The sequence below is a fragment of the Bradyrhizobium sp. Unk1 genome (assembly GCF_059512345.1).
On the sequence record NZ_JCAMOP010000021.1, the window covers coordinates 32,713 to 47,201 of the forward strand.

Genomic DNA, 14,489 nt, shown 5'->3' on the forward strand with positions numbered 1-14,489 from the left:
ACAACCCGACCGCGACCATTGTGACGATGCAAAAAGGCCGCAGCGTCACCGCCGCGGCCTTCCTGTTGTCGGTCGTTGTCGTCGGGACGGACCCAGCCTTTGCCCTCACCTTGGACCTGACTTGGACCCTAACCTTGGGGCCTAACTTTGCTCCTCGGCCGGCGTCGGCTCCGCAGAAGACGAAGGCATCGCCCAGCTTGTCTCGGCGGCGGGCTCCGGAGCCGGAGCTGCCACCGGCGCTGACGGCTTCGGCGCAGGAGCTGCCTTCGCCTTCTTCGGTGCCGCTCTCTTTGCGGCCTTCTTCGGCGCAGCCGGCTTGGCAGCCTTCTTGGCCGACTTCTTCGCAGCCTTCTTGGCGGCCTTCTTCGGGGCGGCCTTCTTGGCAGATTTCTTCACAGCCTTCTTGGCAGACTTTTTCGCGGACTTCTTGGCTGCCCTCTTCGCGGTCTTCTTCGCCGCTACAGCCTTCTTGGCCTTTTTGGCCTTCTTGCTTTTCTTCTTCTTCGCTTTCGCCATCGTGGTCCTCCTGTTGCCGCCGAACAATGGTCGATCGGGCGCCTTCAGCCGTCACCTCGGGAGGAAAGTTCAGCTCGACGCGTTCAGTGCCGGCCGCGACCCGCCCGTAGCCCAATCAAGAAGCTCAATCGTGTGTACGACCGGAACTGACGTGCCACTGGCAATCTGCACCATGCAGCCGATATTGCCCGCGGCAATCATGTCCGGCTTGACGCTTGCGATGTTGGCCACCTTGCGGTCGCGCAACCGGCCCGCAAGCTCGGGCTGGAGAATGTTGTAGGTCCCCGCCGAGCCGCAACACAAATGGCTCTCCGGCACATCTTTCACCACGAATCCATTCTTGGAAAGCAATTCTTTCGGAAGGCCCGTGATTTTCTGGCCGTGCTGCAACGAACACGCGGAGTGATAGGCGACGACGATGTTGTCCTGTCGCGTAGTGGTCGCGAGCCCGAGGCCGGCAACGTATTCGGTGATGTCCTTGGCGAGCGCGGACACCTGCGCTGCATCGGCGGCGAACGCCGTGTCCTCGCGCAGCAGATAGCCGTAGTCCTTGATCACCGTGCCGCAGCCGGAAGCCGTCACCAGGATGGCGTCGAGCCCCTCGCCAGCCGCTTCCTTTCGCCACGCCGCGACGTTGGCGCGGGCCCGCGCCAACGCATCCTGGTCGTTGCCCAGATGATGGGTCAGCGCGCCGCAGCACTGCTCGTCCCGGACCAGGACAACCTCGATGCCGTGGCGGGTGAGGAGGCTGATGGCGGCTTGGTTGATGCGCGGCGCCAGCACCTGCTGGGCACAGCCCTGCAACAGCGCGACCCGGCCGCGCTTCTTGCCGAGTGCCGCGAACACGCTGCCCGGGAGCGGGCCCGGCGACGGCAGACGGTTCGGCGCCAGCGCCAGCATCGCCTTGAGGCGCGGAATCAGGCCGGGCGTCGCCGACGGCCGCGGCGTCGGCAGGAATACGGCAAGCGGACGGGCGAGCCGCGCCAGCCACATGCTGGTGCGGAAGAGCTGCGGATTCGGCAGGACAAAGGCCAGCACCTGGCGCAACAGCCGCTCGGTCAGCGGCCGCTGATAGCGCTGCTCGATCCGGACCCGGGCCTGGTCGACGAGATGCATGTAGTTCACCCCTGAGGGGCAGGTCGTCATGCAGGACAGACACGACAGGCAGCGGTCGACATGCTTGACCACCTCGGCCGTCGGGGTCTGGTCCTTCTCCAGCATCTCCTTGATCAAGTAGATGCGGCCGCGCGGGCTATCGAGCTCGTCGCCGAGCAGCACATAGGTCGGACAGGTTGCAGTGCAGAAGCCGCAATGGACGCAGGCGCGCAGGATCTTGTCGGCTTCGGCGATGTCGGGGTCGGCGAGCTGCGCCAGTGAGAATTCGGTCTTCATGCCGCAGCGCCCCGCGTCAGCCGGCCCCGATTGAGAATTGTTTTCGGATCGAAACTGGCGCGGACCCGATCGCTCAGCGCGGCGACGCCGGGCGCCTGCGGATGGAACACGTCCACACCGCGCCTGACGTCCTCGGCCGCCCGGATCAGCGTGGCGTGCCCGCCGACCGCATCCGCGCGCCGGCGCACGGCCGAGGCATGCGCATCGGCCTTCGGCGGCAGCGCGGCCCAGATCAAGCCGCCGCCCCAATCGTAGATGATGTCGCCACCGGTCTCGCGCACCAGCTGGGTCCCGAGCGCCGCGCCGGAAGCCGGCGGACAAACGATCCGCCACACCGGCCAGGCCCCAATTGCACCGCCGGCCGCGAACGGCAGGACGTCGCGGATCGTGGCCCACAATGCGGCGGAGGCCGCATCCTCGACCAGCGTCGCGGTGCCGAACGGCGCCAGCAATTCGCGCAGCGAGCCTGCGCGGTGCGCGGCGGACGCCGTGATGCCCTCGAGCCGCAGCACGGTCAGCGCTTCGCCCTGGCTGGCGATGTCGCCAAGCCCGTCGGTCTTCGCCCGGAACGCCGATTTCGGCAGATGCGCGGCGGCGGAGACGTCGAAGGGCGAGCCGAGCGCCGCGGTCATCGCCTTGTTGGCGGCGGCATCGTCGAGCCCGCGCAGCAGCAGCGTCCGCTCCGCTTCCGGCTTCGGCATCACCTTGAGCGTGACCTCGGTCATCACCGACAGCGTGCCCCAGGACCCCGCCAGCAGCTTGCAGAGGTCGTAGCCGGTGACGTTCTTCACCACCTTGCCGCCGGTCTTGAAGCTGTCGCCGAAACCGGAGACGGCGTGCGCCCCGAGCAGGTGATCGCGCGCCCCGCCCGCCTTGATCCGCCGCGGACCGGCGAGGCCGGCCGCAATCATGCCGCCGATGGTGCCTGATACCGGCGTGCCGAGCAGCGGCGCGGTGTTCATCGGCTCGAAGGCGAATTGCTGGTTCTTGGCATCGATCAGCGACAGCACGTCGGCCAGCGGGGCGCCGGCCTGGAGCGTGACGATCAGCTCGTTGGGTTCGTAGGAGGTGACGGCATTCAGCGCGGAGAGGTCGAGCACGGCGTTGGTCGCCATCGTGTGGCCAATGCTGCGCTTGCTGCCATGACCGATGATCTCGAGCGGCTGCTCGTTGGCAATCGCCGCGCGCACCACCTCTTCGACGTCTTTGGCGTCTCTGACCCTGAGCGTATCCACGGGAAAAGGCGGTAGCGAAATTCGCCGCCAAAATCAAATGCGGCGTGACGCCGGCGATCATCGCAGGTGCGATCGGGGATCCTGCACGGGCGACCGCAACGCTTCGATCATGATCGAAGCGTTCACGACATCGACACTTCGATCAGCGGCGAACCAAAGCCGGCAGGCCCTCGCTACAAGCTTGCACCGATCGCGATCGAGGCCAACCGATGGAGACAAGCATGCGATCGACACATCAGCGGCCGGTGCCGCGCGCGTTCAGCCGCAGGTCGGTGATCCGGGCCTTCGGCGCCGTCCTGGCGATCTATCTCTCGCCATGGGCGGCGGCGTCATCTCAAGCCCAGCAGCAAGGAGCAAGGACCATGAACCACTATGCCACGCAGAAATCCCTCAGCGACGCCGTCGACGGCGGCGGCCTGCTCGTCGTCGCGCAATGGCAGGCCAAGCCCGGCGAGGCCGACAAGGTCGCCGCGATCCTCGACCGCTTCCTGCCGGAGGCGCAGCGCGAGGACGGCGTCAAGCTGTTCCTGATCTCGCGCGCCAGGGACAATCCGGCCCAGTTCCTGTTCTACGAGCTGTTCCGCGACGAGGCGGCTTTCAAGGCGCATCAGGAGAGCGCACATTTCAAGACCTGGATCGCCGGCGAAGCCCTGCCGCTGCTGGCGAAGCGCGAACGGGCTCAATACGCACTCATGTAAACACCAGCTCGTATGCCGCGGTTCGATCCGGACCGCGGCATACGACTATATGATCGCGCGCAGCGGCGATCTGCGCAGGATCAGTGCCGAGACGGCCAAGCTGCCGATCGCGGCCAACATGGTCAGCAGGAGCGCCTTCGTGAGTGCGAAGAGCGGCAGTGCGTGCAGAAGCAGGGCGAAGCCGACCAGGATCGGCGGATGGATCAGGTAGACGCCGAAGGCGTTGTCCGAGAGCCATTTGGCGACCGGCCCTTGCGCGTCGAAATAGCGGCGGTAGACGGCCAGCATCAAGAGACCCATGCCGACGCAGACCAGCGCCTCCCACAAGCACTTCCCGGCACTGACGACGTTGAAGCCGCCTGCATAGAGCGCGGTGTCACCCTGCAGGCCTCCCCCGAACAGCACGAGCGCTGCAAACAGCGGCGCAGAGAGCGACAGCGCGAACAGTCCCCAGCGGAAACAGGAGCGCTCGGCAAGCCCAAGCATCCAATTGCCGCGATAGCCGACGGCGCCGGCTGCGAACATGAGAGCGTATTGCGGGAGATCGCCGGGGTGAACGTTGAGCACGGAGGTATCGGCGTGGACGGCGATGCGAACGGCGAAGGTGAGTGCCGCCATGGCCGCAACGAACAGAACAATCCCCGTGCCGCACAGCGCAACCTCGGGCTCCCGCCATCCGGTCTGGCGGATCAGGCCATAGAGGAGCGAGACCAGCAGCAGCACCGCGCAAAACCACATCGGTCCCGTCTCGGAAAGCCATTCGCCGTCCATCAGATGGGTCAGCCATTGATGGCCGAAACCGCCCTTGCCCCAAGTCCATGACAGAAAATACTGCGTCAGCGGGCCGATCACCAACATGTAGAGCAAAGTCGGCAAGCCGAGCCGGATCAGCCGATCATGCGCAAATTTCGAAAGTCCTTTCCGATCGAAGGCGCCGACAGCGAAATAGCCGGCGATGAAGAATAGCGCGGCCATGAAGAAGGCCTGGAGGAAGCTCTGATAGATGCCGAAGAAGAGGGCCGTGCCGAAGCCGGTCTCCCGCCGGTCGACATAGTACCAATTGCCGAACGGACTGTAGGTGTCGGCTGCGTGCATGCTCAGCACGAGGATGATCATCGACCAGCGGATATTGTCGATGAACAGCAGGCGCGACTTCGCCGGCGGCCTGCCCGGCGCTTCTTTCGTCACACTGATCCGAACGTCCCATGTCGCCGCCATGCCGGGTATCCGACCGTCAGAACCGCGGAATGTCCGGGAATGCCACCTTCCCGGCATGCACATGCATGCGACCGAGCTCGGCGCAGCGGTGCAGGGTCGGAAACACCTTTCCGGGATTGAGCAGGCCCTGCGCGTCGAAGGCGCATTTCAGCCGCTGCTGCTGGTTGAGGTCGATCTCGGTGAACATGTCGGGCATCAGGTCGCGCTTCTCGATGCCGACGCCGTGCTCGCCGGTGAGCACGCCGCCGAACTCGACGCAGGCGCGCAGGATGTCGGCGCCGAAGGCCTCGGCGCGCTCGATCTCGCCGGGCTTGTTGGCATCGTAGAGGATCAGCGGATGCAGATTGCCGTCGCCGGCGTGGAACACGTTGGCGCAGCCGAGCTGGTACTTCTCCGAGAGCTCCCGGATGCGGGCGAGCGCCTTCGGCAGCGCGCCGCGCGGGATCGTACCGTCCATGCAGAGATAGTCGGGCGAGATGCGGCCCACGGCCGGAAACGCCGCTTTGCGGCCGGCCCAGAACAAATTGCGTTCAGCCTCGGAGGTCGAGATCTGGCAGGTGGTCGAGCCGCAGGCATTCGCAATGGTCTCGACGCGCGTGATCAGCTCGTCGACCTCGATCTTGGGACCGTCGAGCTCGATGATGAGCAGCGCTTCGACGTCGAGCGGATAGCCGGCGTGGACGAAGGCCTCGGCTGCGTGGATCGCCGGCTTGTCCATCATCTCCATGCCGCCGGGGATGATGCCGGCGCCGATGATGCGCGCCACGCATTCGCCGGCGGCCTCGACCTGCGCGAAGCCGACCATCAGCGCCCGCGCGGTCTCCGGCTTTTGCAGGATGCGCACCGTGATCTCGGTGATGACCCCGAGCAGCCCTTCCGAGCCGGTGATGACGCCCATCAGGTCGTAGCCGGTGTTCTCCGCCGACTTGCCGCCGATGCGCAGGATCTCGCCGCTCATCAGCACGATCTCGCAACCGAGCACGTTGTTGGTGGTCATGCCGTATTTCAGGCAGTGCACGCCGCCGGAATTTTCCGCGACATTGCCGCCGATCGAGCAGGCGATCTGCGAGGACGGATCGGGAGCATAGTAGAAGCCGGCATGCGCGACCGCCTGGCTGATGGCGAGATTGGTGACGCCCGGCTCGGTGACGACGACGCGGTTGTCGAAATCGATCTCGCGGATCCGCTTGAACTTGCCGAGCCCGAGCAGCACGCCATCTTCCAGCGGCAGCGCGCCCCCGGACAGCGAAGTGCCGGAGCCGCGCGGCACCACCTTGATCCCCTGCCCGGCACAATATTTCAGGACGAGCGAGACCTGCTCGGTGGTGTCGGGCAGCACCACGACCATCGGCGGCTGCCGATAGGCCGTCAGCCCGTCGGATTCGTAGGCCCGCATCTCGGAGGCGCTGTCGATCACGCCCTCGCCGGGCACGATTGCGCGCAATGCAGCCACGATCTCAGCGCGGCGCGCCAGCACGGCCTGGTCGCTCGCGGGCATCAAGATGGCCATAACATATCCTTCCGACTCGCAGCCCACGATCAAATTGTCGCGGCAAATCAACCACGTCCGCGCCTGTTTGGGTAGGCCATCCGAAAGTCGGAGCGGCGATCTCCGGCGAGTTCGCTCTGGGACAAGTAGGACAGCATGAAACCTGTCATGGTTTCGCGGCTTGTCCAAGCCGGGCGGGCCTGCCAAAACCGGCGGGTCCGTCGTTTGCCGACCAGGCAAGACCGACCAGCCTAGACCCACCAGGGAAGAGACGAAGAGCACCCGATGACAAAACTGACTTTTGGCGCACTGATGATCCTCACCATGACTGCCGCCGCACCCGCCGCGATGGCGCAGGATGTTGCGGCCGGCAAATCGTCGTTCAACAAATGCCTAGCCTGCCATGCCATCGGCGAAGGCGCCAAGAACAAGGTCGGCCCCGAGCTCAACGGCCTCAACGGCCGCAAGTCAGGCACCGCGCCGGACTACAATTATTCGGATGCGAATAAGAATTCCGGCATCACCTGGGACGAAGCCACGTTCAAGGAATACATCAAGGACCCCAAGGCCAAGATCCCCGGCACCAAGATGGCGTTCGCCGGCGTCAAGAACGAGAACGAGATCAACAATCTCTGGTCCTACGTCTCCCAGTTCGACAAGGACGGGAAAATCAAGCAGTAAGCGCGTGAACGGCGGTCGCCCGAGCTTCGGTTCTGATTGAATCATAACCGAAGCTCGGGCTTCTTGTTTTGGCGCGTTTTCTTCACGCGAACCAGTATCCACTTCGCTCGAAAACGCTTTAATCGGCGGCCGCCTGCGCCGGGACGATTTTCCCGATCATCGTCTCGATCTCCGTCTTCACCAGATCCGGCACAGCGTTCTGCACCATGTGGCCGAGATCGGGCAGCACGATCAGCTTTGCACCCGGCACCATCGCGGCGAAGGGACGCGCGTGGATGTCGGTCTTCACCGTCTTGTCGGGCTCGCCGGCGATGATCGTGACCGGCGCCTTGATCTCGCCATAGCGCGCAGCCTGCGCCGTCACAGCTTCCTTCAGCGTCACCAGGTCATAGGCGTTGGCGATGAACTCGCGCGGGCGCAGCAAGAGCGGCGTCGCGGAGTCCTGCACGAAGCCGTCCGGCATGATTTGCGGCAGGAAGACGCTGCGCGCGCCGGCCTCGGCGACGAAATACCCCATCGGCAGCGTGATGGTGTAGGCGAGCAGCGGGCCGATCACCGGCGTTGCGATGATCTCGTTGTAGCGGCCGACGCCGCCGCGCCAGGGATGGGTCACCGGCGCCAGCATGACGAGACCCGCGACGCGACCGGGATGATCGAGCGCGATCCGCGCGCCGAGCGCACCGCTCCAGGAATGCACGACGAAGACCGCGCGATCGATCCCGAGCTTACGAAGCGCCTCGTCGATCATCCGGGCCTGGATCTGCGGCGTCGAATCCTGCCGCCGCATCCGCGTGCTCCAGCCGTGGCCGGGACGGTCGATCAAAATGACGCGATGGTCTTTGGCGAGGAGGTCGCCGAGCGGACGCCGCATCGCTTCGAGATTGGAGCTCGCGCCGTGCAGCATCACGATCGGCATGCCTGAACCGCGCGGACCAATATCGACGACGTGAAGCACAGCACCGTCGACCTCGACCATCCGGCCCTGAGGCGGAAAGGCGCGTTGCACGGCCAGGACGCCGGCCTGCGTGGCCAGCGCCAGCAGAACCAGCGCGGTCACGACTGACATCACGATCATGAAGGGAATCCGGGCGATCCAGGGCACCTGGCAGTTACGAGACTTGCGGGCGGCAGTTTCGCTCCGTGGGACCCGGCGCTCCACCTGAAATGCCGGGGCTGTGGATATGTGCATAATTTCAGTAGGAAAAACACAACAAAATCAATGGCGTTCCACGCAACGCGCAAGCCTCGGGCCAGCTTCATGCAGTCGTCATCGCGGTTTCCATATAATCGCCACGGTCGGTTCCGCCATTTAGGCGCGGGTGGGCGCCGATCCTCCTCGCAAGCCCCAGGGGATGCGGGAAAGGCCGGCAGGATTTGTCCTGATTTGAACCGGAGAATGTCGATGAGCTTCAGATCCAACGACACTGCGATCGACGAGATCGTGGCAAGCTGCAACGGCGACCTGCGCGGTGCCGTGCGGGCACTGCTCCTGATCAACGAGCATCTCGAGACGGAGCTTGCAAAGGCCTACGCCGCAGCCGCCGATCACGGCCTTGTCGAGCGCGCCGGCAGCGTCCTGCACTAGGTGCAGGCTAGTTCGTTCCGTCCTCGTCCTTTTCCTCGTCGGGCGTGACCGCGGGGCAGGCGCGGATCGTCGAACGGGCAAGCTTGGCATCGGCCCTGGACTTGTAGGGACCGTCGCCAAACCAGATGTCGCCGATGATCACGGGATTGCTGGTTACGATGTTGCATTTGCCGGTGGCGCGATTGCCGACCACCCAGAACAAGCCGTCGGCGAGGCTCACCGAGCCCGACGCGAGCAGCAATACACCTGCAAAGATCAAACGCTTCATGGCCGTGCTCCTGCCATGCAGGTAGGCCCGCGCGCGCTTCAACAATACCCCTGAGAACGCTGCACGTGTGATCGTGGTTAATCCGCGCACGCTGCAATCACTCGGGAAATGATCAACTTGTCCGCTAGATGTCGCGGCCTTCGACCTTCTCGGTCAGCGCCTTGACCTGATCGGGGATCTTCTCGAGGTGCGGATTGACGGCCAGCGCCTTGCGGTAGGCCTCGAGCGCACGTTTCTCGTCACCGACCTCCTGCATGATCATGCCGAGGCCTGCGAGCGCGCCGAAATGGCGGGGCTCCCGGATCAGCACCTCGCGGATGTCGGCTAGCGAGCGGCCGTAGTCATTCTGCATGTAGTAGAGCGTGGCGCGCCGGTTCCAGGCCTCGATGTAGTCGGGCCTGAGCTTGATGACCGAATCCAGCAGCTTGATCGCGATGTCGATCTTCTGCGCGTCGACCGCGGTCTTGGCCCGCGCCATCAACAGCGATGCGGTGTCGCTCGGGGTCTGGATCCAGATCGCCCAGATCCGCGCCTCGACATGCTTGGCGCTGGCCTCGTCGGGCGCGGCCTTCAGCGCGCCGAACAGGAAATCGAGATTTTTGGAGCGATCAACCTTGGGCAGCTTGGCCGGCGCCTCCGGCAGCTTCTTCTGCTCCTTGCCGGGCGGGGCCGGAAGCTCCTTCTGCGCCAGGGCTGGAGTAAGGCCAGCTGTACCCAGAACAAGGGCAACACACAGGGTGCGTACGAAAGGGAATCTCACTGCCATGGTCAAAGTCTAGACGCGCAAAGCCGCCCTTGCAAAGCAAAGGCGGCGTCAAACTCGTGTGAGCCGTGGTGTTGCGGGGCGCGCGTGAGGCGACCGCGAGGGCAATATCAGCCCTGGCGAGCCTTGAAGCGGCGCTGCACCTTGTTGATCACATAGACCCGGCCCTTGCGGCGGACCAGGCGGTTGGCGCGATGGCGACCGCGCAGCGATTTCAGCGAGTTACGGACCTTCATGGCAGAATCCTGAACGTTCGAAAGGCCGTGTTCGGCACTACCGTTTCGGCACGCGCGAATGTGGCAAAATGAGATCTTTCCCGCTGGCGGACCGACCGCCCGGGACGGGGCGGTTCTTAAGGCATGGGAGGACCGGCTGTCAATGTTAACTGCCCGGTTCCGGGCCAGCAAATTCTGGAAAACAACCCCATGCACAGTAGAAGCGGCCGGATCGGCCCGATCTGGCTCCCCAGAGGCCAAGCACAGCAACGACTTTCGCGGGCGGCGGTTTTGCTTCCAGCAACGCCTTGCCAAATTCGTTATATCATATAATCAATTCGGCAACCCGTCGGGAGGAAACCAATGCCGAAGCTGAAGCTGCCCAACATCGACGATGTCGTCGCCATCGACATCCACACCCACGCCGAGGAGCCCTGCGGCACCCATCCCGACGACGGCTATGACGATTTCCAGGCGCAGATGGCGGACTACTTCAAGTCGCCGCACAAGCATCCGCCGACCTTGCCGGAGACCGCGGCCTACTACCGCTCCAAGAACATCGCCGCGGTGATCTTCCCGGTCGATGCAGAGCGCGAGACCGGCTTCCGGCGCTATAAAAATGAGGAGATGCTGGAGATTGCCTCCGACCATCTCGACGTCCTGATCCCGTTCGTCTCGATCGATCCGCACAAGGGCAAGCTCGGCGTGCGCGAGGCGCGCAAGCTGATCGAGGAATACGGCGTGCGCGGCTTCAAATTCCATCCGACCATGCAGGGCTTCTACGCCAACGACCGCATGGCCTATCCGCTCTACGAAGAGATCAACAATGGCGGCGCGATCGCGCTGTTCCACACCGGTCAGACCGGCGTCGGCTCGGGCATGCCCGGCGGCATGGGCATGCGGCTGAAATATTCGAACCCGATGTACATGGACGACGTCGCGGCAGATTTCCCCGGCCTCAAGATCATCCTCGCCCATCCCTCCTTCCCCTGGCAGGAAGAGGCGCTGTCGGTCGCGACCCACAAGCCGAACGTCTACATCGATCTCTCGGGCTGGTCGCCAAAGTATTTCCCGCCGATCCTGGTGCGCTACATCAACTCGATCCTTCAGGACAAAATGCTGTTCGGCTCGGACTGGCCGGTGATCACGCCGGACCGCTGGCTGTCGGACTTCGCCAAGATCGAGATCCGCGACGAGATCCGGCCGAAGGTGCTGAAGGCCAACGCGCGAAAACTGCTGGGAATCTAACCGCGTATTCATCGCCACCGCGCATTGAGGGCTTCGACCGGTTGCCGAAGCCCTCACGCTCAGGCGGGCAAGGCGGCCCTAGAACTCCAGCTTGTCGCGTATGGCGTCGATTCCGGCCCTGGCGCAGGCTTCGTCAGCATCACCGCCCGGCGCCCCAGACACACCGACAGCTCCGACCAGCGAACCGCCCGCTTCGACAATCAATCCGCCACCTATAATGACCGTGCCGGGGAGGTTGCGGATACCGGCCTGCATCATGCCAGGTTGGCTGACGGCATTCAGTTCGGTGGTGCTGGTACGGAATGTTGCTGCGGTCCACGCCTTGCCCGAGGCCGTTGAAACGGTGTGAGCACCTGCGAACCTGTCACGAAGGATCACCTGTGTCCCCCCGAAGCGATCGACGACCGCGACGGCGACCTGGTACCCGCGTGATCGGCAATCGCCAAGCGATGCCCGGGCCAGATCAAGCGCCAGCTCGGGACTCAGGGATTTGTAGGTCGCGAGCGGCTCCTGCGCCCTTGCCGGGTGCGCGAGCATCAACAGGACGGTGGCCGCAAGCAGGGTTCGAGCGAGCATGGTTTCTCCGACGCGAGCGGGTCGACGCCGACTTTAACCTAGTTCAGCGCACCGTATGTCAGGTCGTCGAATACGGTGACACTGTCGGCCTTGGTCCACAAGCCGATCATGCCGGCGTCCCTGATCGATTCGTCCTCGACCTCGAACATCGGCTTGCCGTCATACGTTACCTTGAACAGCTTTCCTGCGAATTCGCAACGCAGGGAATGCCATTGACCTGATGGCACCGATACCTTGACGCCATAGCCGCCTTTCCGGCCGACGATATCGAGCGCGCTGCGAACACCCTTGATCGTCTTGTAGAGCACAACATTGTCTTCGAGCGCGTTGGCCCGCACGACATAGTAATTGTCGGCATCCTTTGCGCGCCAGACAATACCGGCCGCACGATCCTCGGAGCCTGCGATCGCCTTGAACTTGACCTCGACAAACCCGTCCAGGATGCTGGTACCGTTCCTGAGCGCCACTGGAAACGTCGCCTGACCGGATTGTTTCAGGACGTTCGGTTTGCTTGGCGCCGTCTGCTCCACCTCGACCGTCCATTTGGGCTGGCCACGACCGGTCATCGTCAGAGTCCAGCCTTCGGGCGCTGCGCCGGTTGCTGCGTTGTCAAAATTTACAGTTTCTGCCATCGCGTTTCCTCCGACCAACAATAGGAACAACGCCGTCCCCAACAGCGCTACGCTCATTTTTTGTACGACGTCTAAGCTTCCCGCCTGTATTGATCGTACAATGTTGCAGCGTTGTCCCATTTGATCGCTTCCATGTAGATGTCGACATACTTCGCGGCCGCCGCGCCATAATCCATGTGATAGGCGTGCTCATACATGTCGAGCACCAGCACGGGGCGTCCGCCGGCCAGCGTCGTCGTGTGGTCGGCGGCCCACTGATTGACCAGCCGCTTGTCGCGCGGTGAGTAGGAAAGAATCACCCAGCCGGAGCCGCCGCCTTCGGCCTTGCCCATGGCGGAGAACTCCGCGCGCCACCGCTCCATGCTGCCGAAATCGCGCGCGATCGCGTCGGCAAGTGGTGTGCTCGGCTTGCCGGCACCGCCAAGCCCGTCGAAATAGATTTCGTGGAGGATCATCGAGTTTGACGCGACGAGCTCCTCGCGCTTCAGGCCGTTGATGACGAAGTTCGGAGCTTTCGCGAAGTCGAGCTCGGCGAGTTGCGTTCCGATCGCGTTAAGTCGCTTTACGGCACCGACATAGTTGTTCTCGTAGTGGCTGACGAGCACCTTCTCCGAGATGCCGGCAATGGATTTCGGATCGAACGGCATCGGCTTGGGCTGGTATGTCATTGGCCTGGCTCCTGTTGGCTGATTGGCTTGCGCAAGGGCTTGCGTCCCCGCGAGTATTGCGGTCGATGCCGCGGCGGCCCCCACGCCCCTGATGAAGTCTCGGCGGTCGGTATTCGTCGTCATGGAGTCCTCCAGGTCATCGTCGTCCCCGACTTGCCCGCGCGTGCTCGCTAGCTCTTGGTGCTCGCCGTCTTGTCGCGTGCGCAAATAGACCGCGCGATCCCTATCGATACGGACATCGACGAGGTCGGCGCGCTGGCGGCACCAATTGACCGGACAATTTCTCTGATGAGATCGAGATGAAAGAAGACATGCGGCGTCCTTGGTGACCAGGACGCGATACTTGGGCATGTCGCCTCGCGGGGAGATCGCAAATCCCCGTAGCCTGAATTAAACGCCTGCCGGCGGCAGTGTCAATCTGCTGCGCGAGGTCGACGGGGTGACGATTGCTTGAAGAAGGTTCCGACCTTGTCGAGTACCGGGCCGTTTCGGTATTGTCCGTGCGCCACCGCAAAGTCCCAAAGGAGCGAGCCATGAGCATCAAGGCCGTCGTCTTCGACGCTTACGGAACGCTATACGACATCCAGTCGGTGGCGGAGATCACCGAGGATGCTTTTCCGGGCTATGGCGAGATCATCACGCAAGTTTGGCGGATCAAGCAGCTCGAATACACCTGGTTGCGCTCACTGATGCGGCGCTACCAGGATTTTGGCGCCATCACGCGCGACTCGCTCGCCTATACGCTGCGCCTGCTCGGCCTCGCCTATGAAGGCGAAGCGTTCGAGCGGGTGATAGAGAAATATCTGCATCTCGATCTCTATCCCGATGCAGCCGCCGCGCTTGCGGCGCTGAAGCCGCGAAAACTCGCCATCCTCTCGAATGGCAGTCCGGACATGCTGAATGCGCTCGTGCGCAATTCCGGGCTCGACCGTCTGCTCGATGCCACCATCAGCGTGGATGCGAAGAAGGTCTTCAAGCCATCTCCAGAGGCCTACACCCTGATCGGCGAGGCGTTCGGCACCAGGCCGGATGAGGTTCTGTTCGTCTCGTCCAACCCCTGGGACGTCGCGGGCGCAAAGTCGTTCGGGCTGAACGTCGCCTGGATCGAGCGCGTGACGCCCGAGGCGATGGCGCTGGCTTGCGTCGAGAACGAACTCGTGGCACCGCTGACGATGTTCAAGGCGATCCGGACCCAGATGGACGAGCTTGGGTTCGCGCCGGATCATCGTGTCCGCGCGCTCTCGGAACTGCCGACGATCGCCTAAGCATCGCCGCCCGCCCATGAGTTTGGAATGAGCTGACTGG

17 protein-coding genes are annotated in these 14,489 nt (G+C 63.7%); 5 read left to right on the forward strand and 12 right to left on the reverse strand.

The annotated features are described in order from the left end of the window. Positions 1-141 precede the first annotated feature (141 nt). The 3 genes from AC5ZFO_RS25870 to AC5ZFO_RS25880 all read right to left on the reverse strand — a co-directional run bounded on the left by AC5ZFO_RS25870 (position 142) and on the right by AC5ZFO_RS25880 (position 3,143). Positions 142-516 carry a histone gene (locus AC5ZFO_RS25870; protein WP_282521946.1) on the reverse strand — a complete coding sequence of 125 codons (375 nt, stop codon included), beginning with the start codon at positions 514-516 and terminating at the stop codon, positions 142-144. A 69-nt stretch (positions 517-585) separates the two neighbouring features. Further along, positions 586-1,908 carry a glycolate oxidase subunit GlcF gene (gene glcF, locus AC5ZFO_RS25875; RefSeq protein ID WP_282521945.1) on the reverse strand — a complete coding sequence of 441 codons (1,323 nt, stop codon included), beginning with the start codon at positions 1,906-1,908 and terminating at the stop codon, positions 586-588. Continuing rightward, complete coding sequence (locus tag AC5ZFO_RS25880) at positions 1,905-3,143, reverse strand: FAD-binding protein (RefSeq protein WP_282521944.1); 1,239 nt, start codon at positions 3,141-3,143, stop codon at positions 1,905-1,907. Before AC5ZFO_RS25880 ends, glcF begins: the two co-directional genes overlap by 4 nt. 221 nt (positions 3,144-3,364) lie before the next feature. Here AC5ZFO_RS25880 and AC5ZFO_RS25885 point away from each other — a divergent pair, with 221 nt between their 5' ends. Continuing rightward, the gene (locus AC5ZFO_RS25885) at positions 3,365-3,841 is read left to right on the forward strand and encodes a putative quinol monooxygenase (protein WP_282521943.1); all 477 of its coding nucleotides are present in this window, start codon (positions 3,365-3,367) and stop codon (positions 3,839-3,841) included. Between the two features lie 45 nt (positions 3,842-3,886). Here AC5ZFO_RS25885 and AC5ZFO_RS25890 read toward each other — a convergent pair whose 3' ends face one another. Together AC5ZFO_RS25890 and AC5ZFO_RS25895 are read right to left on the reverse strand one after the other, a co-directional pair. Further along, positions 3,887-5,059 (reverse strand): acyltransferase family protein, encoded by a 1,173-nt coding sequence (locus AC5ZFO_RS25890; RefSeq protein WP_282521942.1) that lies wholly within the window; start codon positions 5,057-5,059, stop codon positions 3,887-3,889. 16 nt (positions 5,060-5,075) lie between these two features. Beyond that, on the reverse strand, positions 5,076-6,569 hold the full coding sequence (locus tag AC5ZFO_RS25895; protein WP_282521941.1) for an FAD-linked oxidase C-terminal domain-containing protein: 1,494 nt from the start codon (positions 6,567-6,569) through the stop codon (positions 5,076-5,078). Between the two features lie 264 nt (positions 6,570-6,833). Between AC5ZFO_RS25895 and cycA the strand changes: the two genes are divergently transcribed. Further along, complete coding sequence (cycA, locus tag AC5ZFO_RS25900) at positions 6,834-7,229, forward strand: cytochrome c-550 CycA (protein WP_282521940.1); 396 nt, start codon at positions 6,834-6,836, stop codon at positions 7,227-7,229. A gap of 118 nt (positions 7,230-7,347) precedes the next feature. On the opposite strand, the gene AC5ZFO_RS25905 is transcribed toward cycA, so the two are convergent. Beyond that, complete coding sequence (locus AC5ZFO_RS25905; protein ID WP_496122789.1) at positions 7,348-8,304, reverse strand: alpha/beta fold hydrolase; 957 nt, start codon at positions 8,302-8,304, stop codon at positions 7,348-7,350. Positions 8,305-8,631: 327 nt separating this feature from the next. On the opposite strand from AC5ZFO_RS25905, the gene AC5ZFO_RS25910 reads away from it, so the two are divergent. Then, positions 8,632-8,814 (forward strand): hypothetical protein, encoded by a 183-nt coding sequence (locus AC5ZFO_RS25910; RefSeq protein WP_282521938.1) that lies wholly within the window; start codon positions 8,632-8,634, stop codon positions 8,812-8,814. Positions 8,815-8,821: 7 nt separating this feature from the next. Here AC5ZFO_RS25910 and AC5ZFO_RS25915 read toward each other — a convergent pair whose 3' ends face one another. The 3 genes from AC5ZFO_RS25915 to ykgO form a co-directional block, all read right to left on the reverse strand. Then, a complete protein-coding gene (locus AC5ZFO_RS25915) occupies positions 8,822-9,082 on the reverse strand; it encodes a hypothetical protein (RefSeq protein WP_028147974.1) in 261 nt (86 codons plus the stop codon). A gap of 124 nt (positions 9,083-9,206) precedes the next feature. Continuing rightward, positions 9,207-9,848 (reverse strand): tetratricopeptide repeat protein, encoded by a 642-nt coding sequence (locus AC5ZFO_RS25920; protein WP_282521936.1) that lies wholly within the window; start codon positions 9,846-9,848, stop codon positions 9,207-9,209. A gap of 107 nt (positions 9,849-9,955) precedes the next feature. Beyond that, positions 9,956-10,081 carry a type B 50S ribosomal protein L36 gene (gene ykgO / locus AC5ZFO_RS25925; RefSeq protein ID WP_006611362.1) on the reverse strand — a complete coding sequence of 42 codons (126 nt, stop codon included), beginning with the start codon at positions 10,079-10,081 and terminating at the stop codon, positions 9,956-9,958. A 342-nt stretch (positions 10,082-10,423) separates the two neighbouring features. Between ykgO and AC5ZFO_RS25930 the strand changes: the two genes are divergently transcribed. Then, complete coding sequence (locus AC5ZFO_RS25930) at positions 10,424-11,308, forward strand: amidohydrolase family protein (protein ID WP_496122790.1); 885 nt, start codon at positions 10,424-10,426, stop codon at positions 11,306-11,308. 78 nt (positions 11,309-11,386) lie between these two features. Here the strand turns inward: AC5ZFO_RS25930 and AC5ZFO_RS25935 are convergent, their stop codons facing one another. The 3 genes from AC5ZFO_RS25935 to AC5ZFO_RS25945 form a co-directional block, all read right to left on the reverse strand. Beyond that, the gene (locus AC5ZFO_RS25935) at positions 11,387-11,884 is read right to left on the reverse strand and encodes a GlcG/HbpS family heme-binding protein (RefSeq protein WP_282521934.1); all 498 of its coding nucleotides are present in this window, start codon (positions 11,882-11,884) and stop codon (positions 11,387-11,389) included. 38 nt (positions 11,885-11,922) lie between these two features. Then, complete coding sequence (locus AC5ZFO_RS25940) at positions 11,923-12,516, reverse strand: hypothetical protein (RefSeq protein WP_282521933.1); 594 nt, start codon at positions 12,514-12,516, stop codon at positions 11,923-11,925. A gap of 71 nt (positions 12,517-12,587) precedes the next feature. Then, positions 12,588-13,184 carry a superoxide dismutase gene (locus tag AC5ZFO_RS25945; protein ID WP_028147969.1) on the reverse strand — a complete coding sequence of 199 codons (597 nt, stop codon included), beginning with the start codon at positions 13,182-13,184 and terminating at the stop codon, positions 12,588-12,590. A 533-nt stretch (positions 13,185-13,717) separates the two neighbouring features. Between AC5ZFO_RS25945 and AC5ZFO_RS25950 the strand changes: the two genes are divergently transcribed. Beyond that, complete coding sequence (locus AC5ZFO_RS25950) at positions 13,718-14,449, forward strand: haloacid dehalogenase type II (RefSeq protein WP_282521932.1); 732 nt, start codon at positions 13,718-13,720, stop codon at positions 14,447-14,449. Positions 14,450-14,489: the final 40 nt, after the last annotated feature.